Raw genomic sequence first — 16,379 nt, 5'->3', positions numbered from 1 at the left:
GCCCTGAAATCTCGCGCGGCGCAGCCTGCGCGCGTTATAGAACACTTCGAAACTGGCCGCTACCGGGAGCCTGACAGCGGGCGAGATCTGTTCGGACGGTGGTCCTATGCCGCGACCAGATGCGCGAAATCCGCTCCCTCGGCCACATGGCGTGATGCATCGAGGATCTCGATCCCGACGACCCGGCCCGCGTCATCGAGATCCAGCACGATGCCCGGACGCACCTCCTCGCTTCCGACGACCCTCGCTTCGGCGAGCTGCACGTAGAGGGCGTCGGCCTCGGCGTCATATCGGGACTTCATCGGCTCCAGGCCTCCGGCCACGATCGAGGAAAGCGGTGATGATATGGAAGGTGGAGGGCGATCGTACCACGAAAACCACGCGAAGCATGCGGCCCTCCCGTTCCGGCACGGCGCGGAAGGCGCGGGTTCGGTCCGGATGCCCCGGGTCGGTTTCGCTGGCGTCGGGGGCGAGGATCGTGCGCTCAATCCAGGCCGGATCGAGGGCGCGGAGGGCGATCTGGGCCTGCGCGTGCTGCGTGTAGGTGAAGACGGGATCAGGCATGGCACCCGCGTGAGCGGCTGGCCGGGATTCGTTCGGGAAGGCCCGATCCGCAACCTTATACAATGCGTTGCGGCGAATAGCACGCCTGGGTTGTCGTCCGGCGGGACGACGCGGATTGCGGCGGCTCCGGGACATCCCGGCTCCGCACGGTGCGACGTGCCGCGCGACCGTCGGGCGGATCCATTTCACGGGTCCGGGTCTCGCCACCGAACGATCCGCGTGCGATGGGCGAAGCGCCGGGAGGCGAAGACCACGCTTTCCTCGGCTCGACCCGCGCGACCGGCGCATCTCTCGAGGCTCATGATTCAGGACCCCCCGTGCGGCTGACCGCTCAAGACCTCGCCGTCCGCCGCTCCGGCCGCCGCATCTTCTCGGACCTGTCCTTCACCCTCGGCCCCGGGGAGGCTCTGATGGTCACCGGGCGGAACGGCGCCGGAAAGTCGACCCTGCTCGCGGTGCTGGCCGGCCGGCTCAAGCCCGAGGCAGGCACCGTCACGGTGAGCGAGGTCGGCGAGGCGACCCTGTCCGAGTGCCTCCACGTGGTCGGCCACCGCGACGGGCTGAAGAGCCCGCTGACGGCGGAGGAAAACCTCGCCTTCGCCCGCGACCTCCTCGGCGCGCCCACCGCGAGTCCCCGGGCGGCCCTGGAGGAACTCGGTCTCGGCCACGCCCTGCGGCTTCCCGTGGCCTACCTCTCCGCCGGCCAGCGCCGGCGGGTGGCGCTGGCCCGCCTCCTGGTCTGCCGGCGACCCCTCTGGCTCCTCGACGAACCGACGGCGGCCCTCGACGCCGCCTCGCAGGAGGTCCTGGCCGGGATGATGGCGCGGCACCGCGCGACGGGCGGCCTCGTCATCGCGGCGACGCACCAGGCCCTCGGCCTCGCCGACGCCCAGGAACTGCGGATCGAGGCGCCCGCGCCCGTTGCAGCGGCGGTCGCCCGGACGGCGGTGGCGGCCGACGAGGTCTGGTGGTGATGCGCGCCTTGAAAGCCCTCGTCGCCCGCGACCTCGCGCTCGCCGCCCGCGTCGGCGGATCGGGGGCGCTCTCCCTCGTGTTCTTCCTGATGATCGTCGCCCTGGTGCCGTTCGCCCTCGGGCCCGACCTCAACCTGCTGTCGCGGATCGGCCCGGCGATCCTCTGGCTCGCCGCGGTGCTCTCCACCCTGATCGGCCTGGACCGCCTGTTCCAGGCCGACGAGGAGGATGGCTCCCTCGACCTGATGACCGGCTCGCCGGCGCCCCTGGAGGGAATCGTGCTCGCCAAGGTGCTGGCCCATTGGCTCACCACCGGCCTGCCGCTCGCCCTCGCCTCGCCCCTGTTCGGCCTCCTCGTCGCCCTGGACGGCCGGGCGATGGCGGCGACCGCCCTCACCCTGCTGGTGGGCACCCCGGCCCTGACCTTCGTGGGCGCGGTGGGCGCGGCCCTCACCGCCTCGATCCGCCGGGGCGGCCTGATCCTGGCGGTCGTGGTGCTGCCGCTGATGATCCCGACGCTGATCTTCGGCGTCTCGGCGAGCGAATCGGCCCTCGGCGGCACCGTCCCGTTCACCACGCCGCTCGCCATCCTGTGCGCCCTGAGCCTGATCGCGGGCGTGATCGGAACGCTCGCCGCCGCCGCGGCCCTGCGCTGGTCGGAATAGGGCGTCAGGCGATCGCCGGGCCTTCCCGCAGGCCGGGAACGCCGAGATCCGGTCCCGTGACGTGGGGGGCGGGCTGGACGGTTTGGCTCTCCTGAGACGCGGGACGGATGGGCAGCGCCCGGCCCGGGCGACCGCCGATGCGCAGGGCGATGCCGACGAACAGCGCGATCATGCCGGCCTCGAGGAGGAGCAGGGGAAGCCAGGCGTCGTCCGGGGACAGGGCGGCGAGATCCAGCGCCTCGCTGGCGAGCATGGCCCCGATGGCGCCGGCAGTGAAGACCGGCAGGGGCCGGCGGCCGAGGCGGACCAGCAGGTGATCGCGCGGCACCTGGTGAAGCAGGCGGATGAGCGGCGCTTGCGGCAAGGCCATCACCAGATAGGCCAGGGCGAGAACGTGCAGGACGCGCAGGGGAGACTGGTAGGTCTTGCTGGCGCCGAGCCAGAACACGTCGTTGCGCGTCGCGGCCCAATCCGCGGCCGCCGGCCAGAGGCGGACCACGACCACCGCCAGGACGAGGTAGCCGACGAGATAAGCCAGGGCGAGGCCGGTCAGCCATCGGGGGCGCGGCAGGGGGACGCCGTCGACCAGGCCCTGGCCGATCGTGATCCCCAGGGCGAAGATCAGGGTCCAGGGCAGGATCGTCAGGGCGAAGGGCGCGCCCGAGAGGCTGTTGCTCACCACCAGATGGAAGTGACCGGCCGCGATCCAGAGCAGCAGCGCCGGCGGCAGGGGCGCCCAGAACCGCCACCCGGCCAGGCGCAGGAGGATCGGAGCGATCAGCATCAGGGCGACGTACAGGCGCAGGACGGACGAATAGCCCACGGTCTGGCGCAGCGTCAGGGCATGGCTCAGCAGGTTGGGGAAGCCGTGGTCCCGCAGCAGGGCGGTCTCCTCCGCGTGCACGCCGGTCACGCCCCGCAGGGCGAGGATGGCCGCCAACAGACCGAGCGTCGCGAAGACGATGACCAGTTCGAAGGCGTAAATCCGGGCCGCCCGCCGCCACAGATGCGCGACGATGTCCGGCAGGCGGCGCCGCGAGGCCTGGCTCGCGGCCAGGGCGATGGAGATGCCGCTGAGCAGGACGAAGATGTCTGCGCTGTCGGAGAAGCCGAGCCGCGAGGGCGAAACGACCGAGACGGCGCCGTCCTGGATGTGGTTCACGAAGATATTGATCAGGCACAGGCCGCGGATGGCGTCGATCGTCGTCCTTCGCTGCGGCATGCCTCGCCCCGGTGCGGCTTATACGCGCCGAGCATAGGGGCGGAGGCTTAAGGTTGCGTTGCAACCTCTGGGCGTGATCCCGGGGGTTTGTTCGACTCTTCCCCGAGGCCGGGATGCATGGGCCTCAGGCCGGATCGGCGTCGATCCGCATCCGCAGGATGGCGTAGGGCGGCACCTGCAGATCCTTGCCGCCGTTGTATTCCGGGCGCCGGTTGACCTGGGCGGACGAGATGTGGAGCCACCGGTCCGGGGTGATCCAGAAGGTGTCGGCCCAGATCAGGCGCGGATCCGAGGCGATGATCTCCACCGTGCCGTCGGGATCGCGCCGGCCGACCGCGTTGAATTCCTGCATGGCGAGGTAGACCCGGTCCTTCGAATCCGTTGTGAGCCCCCCGGTCATGCCCTTCTCGCCGAGATCCGTGACGCCGGCCGACACCGCCGCGTCGCTGGCCTCGGGGTCGAGGAGCGCGGCGGTCTCCACCGCGTAGAGGCGGCGACCGATCAGGGGGGCGTAGTAGAGGCGCCGGCCGTCGGGGCTGAGCGCGATGCCGTTGGCGCCGCCCTGGACCGGGCGCGGCGGCCCCTCCCCCTTCTGCTGCACCACCGGACGGTCCTCGACGATCTTGAGCAAGCCCTTCTGCGACTTGGTGCTGACATGGCCGGCGAGGCGGCGCACGACCCGGCCGCTGGCGAGGTCGACGGCCAGGATGGCGCCCTCCCCGTCCTGGCCCTGGTCGGTGATGTAGGCACGGGCGTAGCCGTCGCGGATGTCCACCCGCAGGTCGTTCAGGGACGAGGTCGGGGTGATGCCGGCCTCGAGGGGCACCACGCGGCGGATGCGGTTGTCGGAGAGGTCGATCTGCACGAGCTTCGCGCCGCCCTTCACCGGCGGGCCGGAGCCGTCCGGCAGGCCAGCATCGAGGCACCACAGGGTATCATCGCGGTCGAAGACGCCGTTGGGCACGTGGAACAGGCGCGCCTGCGGCCGCTCCGGATCGGGCTGGTTCGTCGGCAGGTCCGGATAGGGCCGGACCTCCCCGCCCGCCAGCACCTCGCCCAGGGTGTAGGGCACCGTCGCGGTGAAGCGCGGCATCATCACGAAGCGCCGTCCGCCGGCCGAGATGGCGAGGCCGGTGGGTGTCGAGGGCGCGTTCGCCGTGAAGGCGAGTTCGAGCCCGCCGGCCGCCCGGCGGCTGGCGACTTCGGAGGACGGCGCGGCGCTGGCCTCGACCGGCCGCGAGAGGGCCGCCGCGCCGGTCAGGCCGGCACCGGCAAGGCCGGCGGCGAGGAGGTCACGGCGAGCGAGCGTCATGGCGGGATCCGGTCGAGCGAGGATGGGAGGAAACGGCGGGTCAGCCCCGGGCGGGGCCGCGCACCTTCAGGTCGATGGCAAGGACGTGCGCGCCCGCGCCGATGAACAGGCGCCGGCCGTCCGGGCCGCCGAAGGCGACGTTGGCGGCGTCGGTCGCGGTGGCGATGCGTCCCAGCGGCGTGCCATCGGGCGCGTAGATCCGCACGCCGTCGAAGCAGGCGGCGTAGACCCGGCCGTCGGCATCCACCGCGAGGCCGTCCGGCACGCCCGCCTCCACGGTGGCGAAGGGTTTCGGTGCGCCGAGCCTGCGGCCCTCCAGCACCGGGAAGGCCAGGATGGTGCGGGCGCCCTCCGGATTCTTCAGGGCGGCGCTGGTATCACTGACGTAGAGGCGGGTCCCGTCCGGGCTGAAGGTGATGCCGTTGGGCTGTCCAACGGCGTCCGTCATGCCCTCGACCCGGCCGGACGGGTCGATGCGGTAGACCCGCCGGGCGCCCTGCGCCGGCGTCGCCATCAGGCCCTCGTCCGGCATGGTGATGCCGAAGACGGGGTCGGTGAACCAGATCGCGCCGTCCGGCGCCAGGGCGGCGTCGTTGGGGGCGTTCAGCGGCCGGCCCTCGAAGGCATCCGCCAGCACCGTGAGGCGGCCGTCGGTCTCGCGCCGCACCACCCGGCGTCCGCGATGCTCGCAGGTGACGAGGTGGCCCTCGGCGTCGAGGGTGTTGCCGTTGGCGTTGTTCGAGGGATCGCGAAACACGGCGGTGCCGCCGTCGTCGGCGATCCGGATCATCCGGTTGGCCCGGACGTCGCTGACGATCAGGCCGCCGAGGCCGGGGGCGTAGCACAGGCCCTCGCACCAGCGCCCGCCGGCATAGAGCGTGCGCGGCGCCGCGCCGGGATCGAGCACGTCGCGCAGCCGCGGATCGTCGATCCGGACGACGGGGGCCGCCGCGGCCGGCCAGGCGTGCAGGGCGAGGGCGGCTCCCGCGCCGCCGAGCAGGGCGCGTCGTCGTATCGTCGGCATCGATCCTCGATGGGCTGCGGGGGCCATGAGGGCGCCGCCCCGTCGCTGGGGCGGCGCCGGACGGGTCAGCGCGCGGCCGGCGCGGGGGCGGTCGAGCCGGTGGCGTCCGGGGTTCCGGGCTTGAAGCTCCACAGCTCTGTCGGCAGGGCCGCCGGGGCGTCGGGCTTGTAGAAGGCCGAATCCTGGATGTGCGAGGTCGTGACGTAGAGCGTCCCGTCGGGCCCTTCCGCGAAGGTGTCGGGCCAGCGCAGGCGCTTGTCCTGCACCACGGTGCTCAGGGGTTTGCCCTTCGCCGAGAGGTCGCGCACCTTGATCGAATCGTCCTGCGGCGAGGTCACGTACATCCGGCCGTCCTTGCGCGCGATGATCAGGCCGTCGGCCGGGCCGTTCTCGCCCACGATCTCGATGCGGCCCGACACGCTCTTGTCGGCCAGGGCGGTCGGCATCAGCGCAGTGGTGATGCTGCCGGCCAGCGTCTCGGTGGGCAGGCTGTAGAGCGTCTTGCCCTTGATCGCCTGCCAGTACAGCGTCTTGCCGTCGGGCGAGAGGGCGATGCCGTCGGCGGCGAACTCGACGCCGCGCCCGTCCGGCCGGCGCAGGGGCTTGCCGTCATAGGTCACGGTCACGCTCTTGTCGGGCTGCGTCGCGGGATCGCCGTCGAGCACCCGGTGGGCCCGGCCGCTGTCGAGGTCGACCACTACCAAAGCCCCCTTGGCGCCGGAATCCGTCAGGTAGGCGGTCTTGCCGTCGGGGGAGAAGCGCACGTCGTTGAGGTAGGAGCCCTGCGGCGCGACGCTCTCGTCGAAGGCGATGGTGCGCGCCGGCTGGTTGGTCTTCAGGTCGATCTCGACGAGCTTGGGCCCGCCGGGCACCAGGGCCGCCATGGCGGGCGCGGCGGGGTCGAGCACCCAGAGATTGCCGTTCGGGCCGGCCACGACGCTCTGGACGCAGACCCAGTGGTCCTTGGCCGTGACCTCGTCCTTGCGGGCATTGCGCCAGGAATTCCAGGCCGCGTCGGGGAACGGCACGAGCTTGCCGTCCTTCAGCTCGGCCACGGACACCTCGGTGTCCTCGGTCCAGCGCGGGAAGTTCACGAAGATCCGCCCATCCTTGGAGACGGTGACCCCCGTCACCTGATGGTCGAAGCTCGCCACCTTGGTGAGCGTCCCCGTCGGCGCGGCGGCGCCCTGCGCCAGGGCGGAACCCGGGAGGAGAACGGCGCCCAGGAGCACCGCCGCCAGCGTCCGGCCCCGCCGCCGGGGACGGGACGAGGCGCGCGAACGGGCGGCGAAGATCGAATGGTCGGACTGATGGTGCGTCATCGGAACCCTGGAAAATGGAATCCCTGGCATCGGACCCCTTGGCGTCGCGACGATCGAACCATGCGGTGCGATCGTGACGGCCTAACGCATGAAGTCTCGGCCAAGGTTCATCCGCCCGACGACTCGTGAACGGCGGCCCCGGCGGGCGGCCTGCCCGGTGGGGCTGCCGGATCTCGCGCCTTGCTCGCGCGCCTCGGGGTATCTTGGACTGATCCGGACCTCATCCTGGCGCCAGACAGATCAGAGCAATTGCCTTTGTTGTCTTTTGACGGATTCGTTGAGAGCTCCTTTCGTCGTTAAAGACAAATTCACGGATTATATTTACAGTCCGGATCATCAAGATGCGATGTGTCCAGTTGTGCATCCGCCGCTGCCGCTGAGAAAGAAGATGACGATGTTGAGTTCTGGCCTCCGTGCGACACTCGACGCTCTCGATCGATCGCAAGGTCGAATTGAGTTTGGCATGGACGGAAGTGTCCAAACCGCGAACCAGATCTTTCTCGATCTCCTCGGTTATACTTTCGAAGAGGTCCGTGGCCGTTCACACAGCCTGTTCGTCCCTGCGGAAGAACGGGACACGGCGGCCTATCGGGACTTCTGGGACAGCCTGCGCCGGGGCGAGCACCAGGCGCGCGATTTCTGCCGGATCGGCAAGAACGGCCGTCGGATCTGGATCCAGGCGAGCTACAACCCGATCCTCGATCGGCGCGGCAGGCCGGTGAAGGTGGTCAAATTCGCCGCGGACATCACGGCGCAGGTCGCCCGCAACGCCGCGTTCGAAGGCCAGATCGCGGCGATCAACCGGTCGCAGGCGGTGATCCACTTCACGCCCGACGGTCTCGTCACCGACGCCAACCCGATCTTCCTCGAAACCCTCGGGTACCGGCTCGACGAGATCAAGGGGCGGCACCACAGCCAGTTCGTGGCGTCCGAGGACCGGGAGACGCCGGCCTACGCCGCCTTCTGGACGGCGCTGGCCGGGGGAGCCTACCAGGCCGGCGAGTTCCGGCGCATCGGCAAGGGCGGGCGCGAGGTCTGGATCTACGGCGCCTACAACCCGGTGCTGGGGGCCGACGGCCGGGTGGTCGCCGTGGTGAAGTTCGCCAGCGATGTCACCGCCCAGGTCGCCGACCGGCTGCGCCGGATCCAGGGACAGCGGGCGATCGACCAGGATCTCGGCCTCATCACCGGATCGATTTCCGATGTCAGCAACCAGGCGACCCTCACGGCCGAGGCGGCGGCCCAGACCTCCGGCAACGTCCAGGCCGTGGCGGCCGGTGCCGAGGAGTTCTCGGCCTCCATCGAGGAGTTGAGCCGTCACGCGGCCGAGGCGAAGGCCGCCTCCGACGAAGCGGTGGTGCGCGCCGAGGAGGCCTCCGGCATCATCGCCGGGCTAACCTCCGCTGCCGACAAGATCGGCGAGGTGATCTCGGTGATCCGCTCCATCGCCGACCAGACCAACCTGCTGGCCCTGAACGCCACGATCGAGGCGGCCCGCGCCGGCGAGGCGGGCCGCGGCTTCGCCGTGGTTGCCGCCGAGGTGAAGGCCCTGGCCAATCAATCCTCCCGCGCCACGGAGGAGATCGGGACGCAGATCGCGGCGGTGCAGGGCTCCACCAACCAAGCGGTGACCGCGATCGAGGCCATCGCCCGGACGATCGGCCATCTCAGCGAGATCTCGATCAGCGTGTCCTCGGCCGTGACCGAGCAGGCCGCCGTCACGCGCGACATGTCGGTCAACATGCAGAACGCCGCCCGGAGCGTCGAGGTGGTGCGCCAGAACATGGACGGGATCGCCGCCGCCACGATCGACGTCGATGCCTCGGTGCGCAAGGCCGGGGTCGCGGCCCGCGCCCTCGCCTGACGGCCGGACGCGGCCCGGTCGTGCCGGCTCAGTCCTGGCGCGGCCCGGCCCCGGGCTGCATCACCGCCGGTTCGGAGCCCGAGCCGCGGACCCGGCCGCGCAGGGCCGGAGGCGCGCCCGGCCGCCCGGGTTCGCGCCGCTCGAGGCCGGGCACGACGCGCTCGGTGAGGTCCACGCAGCGGCCGACCAACCACGTCATCCAGTTCATCGCGAAGCTCCCAGCCTGACCTCTCCGATAGATCGGGTGTCGCGCGGCCAAAGCGAGGGGTCGAACCGGAAATATCCACTCCCTCCCCGAACTGACGCGCAGGTGGACTTGCCGCCGGTCAGTCGAGGTTCTGCCTGTCGATCGAGGTCCTGCCCGTCAATCGAGGTCCTGCCCGTCAATCGAGGTCCTGCCCGTCAATCGAGGTCCTGCCCGTCAATCGAGGTCCTGCCCGTCAATCGAGGTCTTGCAGGTGCCGGGCGGCGATGACGGACGCGGCCGTGCGGTTCTCGACGCCGAGCTTCTCGTAGATGCCCTCCAGGTGCTTCGTCACCGTGCGGGGGCTCAGGCCCAGGATCTCGCCGATGTCGCGGCTCGACTTGCCGCGCGAGAGCCAGAGCAGCACCTCCGCCTCCCGCCCGGTCACCCGCAGGCGCTGGCGCAGGCGCTCCAGTCCCGCTTCGGTGCCGTCCCGCGACAGGCGGAGCAGGATCTCGTCGCCGGTGCCGCCGATGAAGCTGAAGGTATAGGCCGTGCCCGCGCGGTCGCCGAGGGTCAGGGCCGGCGCGCCGGTGCCGGCGAGGCAGCCCCGGAGCCAGGCGGCGCCCTGCGGCGGCAGGCTCAAGGAAGCACCGGGCTCGGTGAAGCCGCCGAGCAGGCGGGCGGCCTGGGGCGTGCCCCAGAGCACGGTGCCGTCGCGGTCCACCGCGAACAGGGTGCGGCCGGTCGTGTCGAGGGCGGCCCGGGCGCTCTGTGCCGCTCGGGCGCCGGCGAGATGGACCCGGATGCGGGCCAGGATCTCGTCCGGCGCGATGGGCTTCGTGACGTAGTCGACGCCCCCCGCCTCCAGGCCCTTCACGATGTGCTCGGTCTCCGACAGCCCGGTCATGAAGATGACGGGGACGTGGGCGAGGTGCCCCTTCGCCTTGAGGCGGCGACAGGTTTCGAACCCGTCCATGCCGGGCATCACCGCGTCGAGCAGGATCACGTCCGGGGTGATCTCGTCCACCAGCGCCAGGGCGAGGTCGCCCGCCACCGCCACCAGCACGGTGGCGCCCGAGCGCTCGATCGCCTCGGTGAGGAAGCTCAGGGTCTCGGGGGAATCGTCGACCACGAGGACGATGTTGCGCTGCGCCTCAGCCATCGGCGGGCTCCAGCAAGCCCTCGATCACTGCCCGGGCGCGGCGCAGGTCGAAGGCGGCGGTGAGCGCGCGCATCTGCGCGATGAAGGCCGCCGGCGCCGCGGGGCCGCTCTCCATCTCGGCGAGCTTCGCCTCGATGCCGCGGACGTGGCCGATGCGCACGAGGCGCAGGAGGTCGGCGAGGTGTTCCGGCCGTGGATCCGGCGAGGCGGCCTCGGGCGGGGGCGGCGCGGGTGCCTCCCCCGCCGTCCAGTCGAGGCCGAGGAGCCCGGTGACGCATTCGAGGAAGTCGCGCAGGTCGAAGGGCTTGGCGATGATGGCGTCGTGGGGCGCGTCGCTCCCGCGCGACGGGCTGATCTCGTGCACGTTGGCCGACATCATGGCGATGCGGCCGGTCTGGCCGGCCTCCCGCAGGGCCTTGGCCAGTACCCAGCCGCTCATGCCCGGCATGGCGATATCGAGGAGGAACAGGTCCGGCGGTCGCGTCGCGGCCAGCGCCAGGCAGGCCGGGCCGTCGCCGGCCTCCAGCACCACGAGGCCGAGGGGTTCGAGGATGTCCCGCATCAGGCCGCGATGGGCGGCATCGTCGTCGGCCACCAGGATGGTCCGGCGGGCCCCCGCATAGGTCCGCGCCGGCGCGCTGGCCTGGGCCAGGACCGGCTTCGGGCGCGCCACCGAGGCGAGCATCAGGCGCACGCGGAACCGCGTGCCGCGCCCGACCTCGCTCTCCACCATGATCTCGCCCCCCATCACCTGGGCCAGCAGGTGCGCGATGGTCAGCCCGAGGCCGGTGCCGGGGGTGGAGCGGGCCGCGGCGAGCGAGCCGCGCTCGAAGGGCTCGAAGATGCGCTCCAGGTCGTCCGGGCGGATGCCGAGGCCGGTGTCGCTGATCGTGAAAACCGCGATCTGGTTGCGGTAGGTCAGGTCGAGGGTCACCGTGCCAGCGGGGGTGAACTTGATCGCGTTCGACAGGAGGTTGAGCAGGATCTGGCGCAGGCGCTTCTCGTCGGTGGCGACCACCGCCGGCAGGGTCTCGGGCCGGGTGAAGCGGAACGCCAGGGCGGCGCCCTGGGCCTGGAGCCGGATCATGTCGACGATCTGGTCGAGGAAGTCGGCGAGCCGGACCTCGTTGCGGTGGATCTGGAGGCGTCCGGCCTCCATCCGGGAGATGTCGAGGAGGCCGTCGATCAGCCCCGAGAGGTGCTGGGCCGAGCGCCGGATGACCCGGATGCCGTTCTGGCGCGGGGCCGGGATCGAGGGATCGCCCTCGAGGAGCTGGGCGTAGCCGAGCACCGCGTTGAGGGGCGTGCGCAGCTCGTGGCTGATGCCGACCACGTAGCGGCTCTTGGCGAGGTTGGCCGCCTCCGCGACCTCCTTGGCCTGCTGCAGCTTGGCGTCGGTGACCTTATGGGCCTCGATCTCGGCCTGGTAGAGACCGGTCTGGCGGGCGGTCTCCTCCAGGGCGACCCGGCGGCTCTCCTGGGCCAGCACGAACAGCCAGGCGACGATTCCCAGGATGACGATGAGGATCAGGAACACGCTGGTCAGGGCCGCGCCGAGGACCTCGCGGTGCTCGGGATGCTCGGCGCTGGCCCCCGCATGCACGATGCCGAGGATCAGTCCGATCGCCGCCACCAGGGTGAGCATGAGGGCGAGGTAGCGCCCCAGCGGCGCGCCGATCCAGGCCGCCGTGCGGGCCGGGGCGACCCGGGCGAGCACGCTCTGGGCCTGGGCCTCAAGGCGGCCGTGCGGCTTGCACAGGTCGCCGCAGCGGGCGTCGAGGGAGCAGCACAGGGAGCAGATCGGCCCGGCATAGGCCGGGCACTGGGCCATGTCCTCGGGCTCGAACGGATGCTCGCAGACCCGGCAGGTGATCTCGGACGCGCCCAGCCAGTCGGTGCGCGGTGTGCGTGCGAGGTAGTAGCGCCCGCCGGTGGCCAGGGCGATGGCGGGGGCGCCGAGGCAGGCGACGGCCAGCGCCAGCATCGGCGCGAAGGGCACGGCGGGCGCCCCGAGCCAGCCCGCATGGGCCGCGAACCCGGTGAGGATCGCCAGCGCCATGGCGCCGGTGCCCACCGGGTTGATGGCGTAGAGATGGGCGCGCTTGAATTCGATGCCGGGGGGCGACAGGCCGAACGGCTTGTTGATGGCGAGGTCCGCCGCCAGCGCGCCGACCCAGGCCGAGACCACGACGGCATAGAGCGACAGGGTGCTGACGATGGTCTTGTCGATGCCGAGCTCCATCAGCAGCAGCGCGATGGCGACGTTGAAGACCAGCCAGACCACGCGGCCCGGATGGCTGTGTGTCAGGCGCGAGAAGAAGTTCGACCAGGCGATGGAGCCCGCATAGGCGTTGGTGACGTTGATCTTGAGCTGCGAGACCACCACGAACAGGGTCATCAGGGCGACGGCGCCGGCGCCCGGGGGCACCACGTAGCCGAAGGCCACCGCGTACATCTGGGTCGGCTCGGCCGCCCGCTCGACCGGGACGCCGTGCGCGATCGCGAGCACGGCCAGGAACGACCCGAGCAGGATCTTGAGCATCCCTGGCAGGATCCAGCCGCCGCCGGCGCCCAGCACCGCCGCCCACCAGCGGGCCGTGCGGCCGGGCGCGCGCGCCGGAACGAAGCGCAGGAAGTCGACCTGCTCGCCGACCTGGGCCAGCAGCGCTAGGAGGATGCCGGAGGCCAGCCCGAAGCGGGGCCAGTCGAAGCCGCCGAGGCCGTCGGCCCCCGGATGGGCGAGCCAGGCCGCCACCGGGGCGTCCCCGGCCCAGGCGATGCAGGCCAGGGGGACGAGGTTGAGGACGATCCAGACCGGCTGCGTCCAGAGCTGGAAGCGGCTGATCATGGCGATGCCGTAGACGACCAGCGGGATCACCGCGAGGGCGCTGACGAGGTATCCGAGGCTTGGCGGCAGCCCGAAGCAGAGCTCCAGCGCCAGGGCCATGATCGCCGCTTCGATGGCGAGGAACAGGAAGGTGAAGCTCGCATAGATCAGCGAGGTCACCGTCGAGCCGATATAGCCAAAGCCGGCCCCGCGGGTGAGGAGGTCGATGTCGACGCCGTAGCGGGCGGCGTAGAGGCTGATCGGGGTCGCGGTGGCGAAGATGATGGCGCCCACCACCAGGAGGGCCGCCAGGGTGTTGGTGAACCCGACCGTCAGCACCAGGGTGCCGCCGATCGCCTCCAGGGCCAGGAAGGAGAGCGACCCGAGGGCGGTCTGGGCGACCCGGAACCCCGACCAGCGCCGCGCCTTCTTGGCGGTGAAGCGCAGGGCATAGTCCTCCAGCGTCTCGTCGGCGACGAGGCGGTTGTAGTCGCGCCGGATCGGCAGGATACGCTGGTGCTCGGTCATCGTGTTCGGCGGGACGGTATCATGCGGCGCAGGGTCTGGCGCGGCATCCCGGTCCACCCGGGACCGTGGCGCTCCGTCGTCCCCAACCTAGCAAGGACCGTGCCCCGGCCTGCGCGATCCCATGCGGGCGCGCGCCCCGTCCCGTGGCCCGAGCGGCGACGGGACCCGGAGACTCGCGGGCAGTTCGCCAGCATGGGCCCGTCCGCTGGGCTCCGACATACGCAAAACAGCGTATAGGCCGCACTGCACAACGCGGCCTAGCCTCCGCTCCGTCGATCCGCGGCCGTCCGATGCGCCGTGCGACGACCGACAGGGGTTTTGGGCACGATGGCAGAGGACAAGGGCAACGGCCTGCAATCGGCGCTCCGGCGCAGGCTTCTCATGGGTCTGGCCGGCGCTCCGGCGATCGCCTTGATGCCGCGCATGAGCTTCGCGGCGGCGCCGCCGACCTCGGCGGTGAACACCACCGGCCTCGCGGTGACCGACACCGAGGTGACGGTCGGCATCCTGCACTCCGCCACCGGCACGATGGCGATCTCCGAAACCGGCTCGATCCAGGCCGAGAAGCTCGCGATCTCGCAGATCAACGACGCGGGCGGCGTGCTCGGCCGCAAGATCAAGATCATCCAGGAGGACGGCGCCTCCGACTGGCCGACCTTCGCCGAGAAGGCCAAGAAGCTTCTCGTCAACGACCACTGCGCTGCCGTGATGGGTTGCTGGACCTCGGCCTCGCGCAAGGCCGCGCTGCCGGTCTTCGAGCAGTATAACGGCCTCCTGTACTACCCGACCTTCTACGAGGGCCTGGAGCAGTCCAAGAACGTCTTCTACACCGGCCAGGAAGCCACCCAGCAGATCCTCGAATCGCTGAACTGGGTCACCAAGGAGAAGAAGGCCAAGACGTTCTTCTTCATCGGCTCGGACTACATCTGGCCGCGCACCTCGAACAAGATCGCCCGCAAGCACATCGAGAACGTCCTGAAGACGAAGGTCGTGGGCGAAGAATATTTCCCGCTTGGCCACACGCAGTTCAACTCGGTGATCAACAAGCTCAAGCTCACCAAGCCGGACGTGATCTTCACCGACGTGGTCGGCGGATCCAACGTGGCGTTCTACAAGCAGCTCAAGGCGGCCGGCATCGACCTCTCGAAGCAGACCCTGCTGACGATCTCGGTCACCGAGGACGAGGTCGACGGCATCGGCGGCGACAACATCGCCGGCGCGTACTCCTGCATGAAGTACTTCCAGTCGCTGAAGAACCCGAACAACGAGAAGTTCGTCGCCGCCTTCCACAAGATGTGGGGTGAGAAGACCGTCATCGGCGACGTGACCCAGGCCGCCTATCTCGGTCCGTTCCTGTGGAAGATGGCCTGCGAGAAGGCCGGCTCCTTCGACGTCGACAAGGTCGTCGCCGCCTCGCCCGGCATCGAGTTCAAGGAGGCGCCGGAAGGCTACGTCAAGATCCACCCGAACCATCACCTCTGGTCGAAGACCCGCGTCGCCAAGGCCCTGCCGACCGGCCAGTTCGAGGTGGTCTACGAGAGCCCCGACCTGATCGAGCCGAACCCCTTCCCGAAGGGCTATCAGTAGACCCGCGCGACGGACACCGCGCCGCGCCCTCCTCCCCCCTCCTGGGGCGGAGCCGGAGGTGGGGTGGCTCCGCCGGCCTCCGAGGCGGGAGGGTCACCCAGCCACCCCGACCCCTGGCCCCTCCCCACAAGGGGGAGGGGAAAGTCTGCGGCCTAACCCGGCCCGATGCTTGCACAGACCTGGCGGCATCCTTCGGAGAACGAACCCATGTTCGGTGATTATTCGCTCGGGGATCTCAGCTCGATCTTCGTCATGCAGGGCTTCGCCGGGCTGATCCTGTTCTCGGTCTACGTCCTGATGGCCCTCGGGCTGGCGATCATCTTCGGCCAGATGGGGGTGATCAACATGGCCCACGGGGAATTCATGATCCTCGGCGCCTACATGACCTATCTCTGCTCGGGCTTCTTCCAGACCCACCTGCCGGCCCTGTTCCCGGCCTACTTCTTCGTGGCGATGGCGCTGGCCTTCCTGGCCTCCGGGGCGCTCGGGATGCTGGTGGAATGGGCGCTGATCCGCCACCTCTACAAGCGCCCGCTGGACACGCTGCTGGCCACCTGGGGCCTCTCGCTGATCCTGCAGCAGGCCTACCGCTCGATCTTCGGCGCCCGCGAGGTCGGCGTGGAGCTGCCCGCCTGGCTCATCGGCTCGGTGCAGGTCACCGACACCATCGAGATCCCGATCAACGGCATGTTCGTGATGGGCATCACCACCCTGATCACCGTCAGCGTCGCCATCCTGATGTACCGCTCGCGCTTCGGCGCCCAGGTCCGCGCCGTGGTGCAGAACCGCGCGATGGCGGGCGCCGTCGGCATCGACACCGAGAAGGTGGACCGCCTGACCTTCGGCCTCGGCTGCGGCATCGCGGGCATCGCCGGCTCCGCCTTCACCATGGTGGGCTCCACCGGGCCGACCTCGGGCCAGCTCTACATCGTCGACACCTTCCTGATCGTCGTCTTCGGCGGCGCCGCCTCCCTGCTCGGCACCATCGCCTCGGCCTTCTCGATCTCGCAGACGCAGTCGACCCTCGAATTCTTCCTCTCGGGCTCCACCGCGAAGGTGATCACGCTGCTGGCGGTGGTCGGCATCCTGATGCTGCGGCCGCAGGGCCTCTTCACCCTCAAGGTCCGGCGCTGAGGAGCCT

General features: G+C 70.5%; 14 protein-coding genes. 5 read left to right on the top strand and 9 right to left on the bottom strand.

The genetic code is table 11. The features are described 5' to 3' along the window. Positions 1 to 104: 104 nt before the first annotated feature. Complete coding sequence (locus tag AC1MGR_RS10445) at positions 105 to 302, bottom strand: DUF2283 domain-containing protein (protein WP_108038150.1); 198 nt, start codon at positions 300 to 302, stop codon at positions 105 to 107. Beyond that, positions 286 to 564 carry a DUF4258 domain-containing protein gene (locus AC1MGR_RS10440; RefSeq protein ID WP_480234540.1) on the bottom strand — a complete coding sequence of 93 codons (279 nt, stop codon included), beginning with the start codon at positions 562 to 564 and terminating at the stop codon, positions 286 to 288. The genes AC1MGR_RS10445 and AC1MGR_RS10440 overlap by 17 nt, the downstream gene beginning before the upstream one ends. A gap of 317 nt (positions 565 to 881) precedes the next feature. Here AC1MGR_RS10440 and ccmA point away from each other — a divergent pair, with 317 nt between their 5' ends. Together ccmA and ccmB are read left to right on the top strand one after the other, a co-directional pair. Further along, positions 882 to 1,538: a heme ABC exporter ATP-binding protein CcmA gene (ccmA, locus tag AC1MGR_RS10435; protein WP_480234539.1), complete on the top strand. Its 657-nt coding sequence runs from the start codon at positions 882 to 884 to the stop codon at positions 1,536 to 1,538. Beyond that, positions 1,538 to 2,203 (top strand): heme exporter protein CcmB, encoded by a 666-nt coding sequence (ccmB, locus tag AC1MGR_RS10430; protein ID WP_181259711.1) that lies wholly within the window; start codon positions 1,538 to 1,540, stop codon positions 2,201 to 2,203. Before ccmA ends, ccmB begins: the two co-directional genes overlap by 1 nt. Before the next feature lie 4 nt (positions 2,204 to 2,207). Here ccmB and opgC read toward each other — a convergent pair whose 3' ends face one another. The 4 genes from opgC to AC1MGR_RS10410 all read right to left on the bottom strand — a co-directional run bounded on the left by opgC (position 2,208) and on the right by AC1MGR_RS10410 (position 7,083). Continuing rightward, positions 2,208 to 3,425, bottom strand: coding sequence for an OpgC domain-containing protein (opgC, locus tag AC1MGR_RS10425; RefSeq protein ID WP_480234538.1), 1,218 nt, complete (start codon positions 3,423 to 3,425; stop codon positions 2,208 to 2,210). A gap of 124 nt (positions 3,426 to 3,549) precedes the next feature. Next, positions 3,550 to 4,737, bottom strand: a complete 1,188-nt coding sequence (locus AC1MGR_RS10420) for an SMP-30/gluconolactonase/LRE family protein (protein WP_480234537.1) — start codon at positions 4,735 to 4,737, stop codon at positions 3,550 to 3,552. A 40-nt stretch (positions 4,738 to 4,777) separates the two neighbouring features. Continuing rightward, positions 4,778 to 5,761, bottom strand: a complete 984-nt coding sequence (locus tag AC1MGR_RS10415) for an SMP-30/gluconolactonase/LRE family protein (RefSeq protein WP_480234536.1) — start codon at positions 5,759 to 5,761, stop codon at positions 4,778 to 4,780. Between the two features lie 65 nt (positions 5,762 to 5,826). Beyond that, the gene (locus AC1MGR_RS10410; protein WP_108038140.1) at positions 5,827 to 7,083 is read right to left on the bottom strand and encodes an L-dopachrome tautomerase-related protein; all 1,257 of its coding nucleotides are present in this window, start codon (positions 7,081 to 7,083) and stop codon (positions 5,827 to 5,829) included. 388 nt (positions 7,084 to 7,471) lie between these two features. On the opposite strand from AC1MGR_RS10410, the gene AC1MGR_RS10405 reads away from it, so the two are divergent. Next, positions 7,472 to 8,947: a PAS domain S-box protein gene (locus AC1MGR_RS10405; protein ID WP_108038138.1), complete on the top strand. Its 1,476-nt coding sequence runs from the start codon at positions 7,472 to 7,474 to the stop codon at positions 8,945 to 8,947. Positions 8,948 to 8,975: 28 nt separating this feature from the next. On the opposite strand, the gene AC1MGR_RS10400 is transcribed toward AC1MGR_RS10405, so the two are convergent. The 3 genes from AC1MGR_RS10400 to AC1MGR_RS10390 all read right to left on the bottom strand — a co-directional run bounded on the left by AC1MGR_RS10400 (position 8,976) and on the right by AC1MGR_RS10390 (position 13,651). After that, positions 8,976 to 9,155, bottom strand: coding sequence for a hypothetical protein (locus tag AC1MGR_RS10400; protein ID WP_108038136.1), 180 nt, complete (start codon positions 9,153 to 9,155; stop codon positions 8,976 to 8,978). Between the two features lie 232 nt (positions 9,156 to 9,387). Continuing rightward, a complete protein-coding gene (locus AC1MGR_RS10395) occupies positions 9,388 to 10,296 on the bottom strand; it encodes a response regulator transcription factor (protein ID WP_108038134.1) in 909 nt (302 codons plus the stop codon). Further along, positions 10,289 to 13,651, bottom strand: a complete 3,363-nt coding sequence (locus AC1MGR_RS10390; protein ID WP_480234535.1) for an ATP-binding protein — start codon at positions 13,649 to 13,651, stop codon at positions 10,289 to 10,291. Before AC1MGR_RS10390 ends, AC1MGR_RS10395 begins: the two co-directional genes overlap by 8 nt. Positions 13,652 to 13,978: 327 nt before the next feature. Here AC1MGR_RS10390 and urtA point away from each other — a divergent pair, with 327 nt between their 5' ends. After that, positions 13,979 to 15,238 (top strand): urea ABC transporter substrate-binding protein, encoded by a 1,260-nt coding sequence (gene urtA / locus AC1MGR_RS10385; protein WP_108038130.1) that lies wholly within the window; start codon positions 13,979 to 13,981, stop codon positions 15,236 to 15,238. A gap of 207 nt (positions 15,239 to 15,445) precedes the next feature. After that, positions 15,446 to 16,372, top strand: coding sequence for an urea ABC transporter permease subunit UrtB (gene urtB, locus AC1MGR_RS10380; protein ID WP_480234534.1), 927 nt, complete (start codon positions 15,446 to 15,448; stop codon positions 16,370 to 16,372). Positions 16,373 to 16,379 lie beyond the last annotated feature (7 nt).

Source organism: Methylobacterium sp. BI1, from assembly GCF_056680125.1.
This window is presented reverse-complemented; position numbering and strand designations above follow the sequence as displayed.

Coding starts and splice junctions, on each gene's coding strand:
- AC1MGR_RS10445 (WP_108038150.1), bottom strand. CDS start 302: ATGAAGTCCCGATATGACGCCGAGGCCGACGCCCTCTACGTGCAGCTC.
- AC1MGR_RS10440 (WP_480234540.1), bottom strand. CDS start 564: ATGCCTGATCCCGTCTTCACCTACACGCAGCACGCGCAGGCCCAGATC.
- ccmB (WP_181259711.1), top strand. CDS start 1,538: ATGCGCGCCTTGAAAGCCCTCGTCGCCCGCGACCTCGCGCTCGCCGCC.
- opgC (WP_480234538.1), bottom strand. CDS start 3,425: ATGCCGCAGCGAAGGACGACGATCGACGCCATCCGCGGCCTGTGCCTG.
- AC1MGR_RS10420 (WP_480234537.1), bottom strand. CDS start 4,737: ATGACGCTCGCTCGCCGTGACCTCCTCGCCGCCGGCCTTGCCGGTGCC.
- AC1MGR_RS10415 (WP_480234536.1), bottom strand. CDS start 5,761: ATGCCGACGATACGACGACGCGCCCTGCTCGGCGGCGCGGGAGCCGCC.
- AC1MGR_RS10410 (WP_108038140.1), bottom strand. CDS start 7,083: ATGACGCACCATCAGTCCGACCATTCGATCTTCGCCGCCCGTTCGCGC.
- AC1MGR_RS10405 (WP_108038138.1), top strand. CDS start 7,472: ATGACGATGTTGAGTTCTGGCCTCCGTGCGACACTCGACGCTCTCGAT.
- AC1MGR_RS10400 (WP_108038136.1), bottom strand. CDS start 9,155: ATGAACTGGATGACGTGGTTGGTCGGCCGCTGCGTGGACCTCACCGAG.
- AC1MGR_RS10395 (WP_108038134.1), bottom strand. CDS start 10,296: ATGGCTGAGGCGCAGCGCAACATCGTCCTCGTGGTCGACGATTCCCCC.
- AC1MGR_RS10390 (WP_480234535.1), bottom strand. CDS start 13,651: ATGACCGAGCACCAGCGTATCCTGCCGATCCGGCGCGACTACAACCGC.
- urtA (WP_108038130.1), top strand. CDS start 13,979: ATGGCAGAGGACAAGGGCAACGGCCTGCAATCGGCGCTCCGGCGCAGG.
- urtB (WP_480234534.1), top strand. CDS start 15,446: ATGTTCGGTGATTATTCGCTCGGGGATCTCAGCTCGATCTTCGTCATG.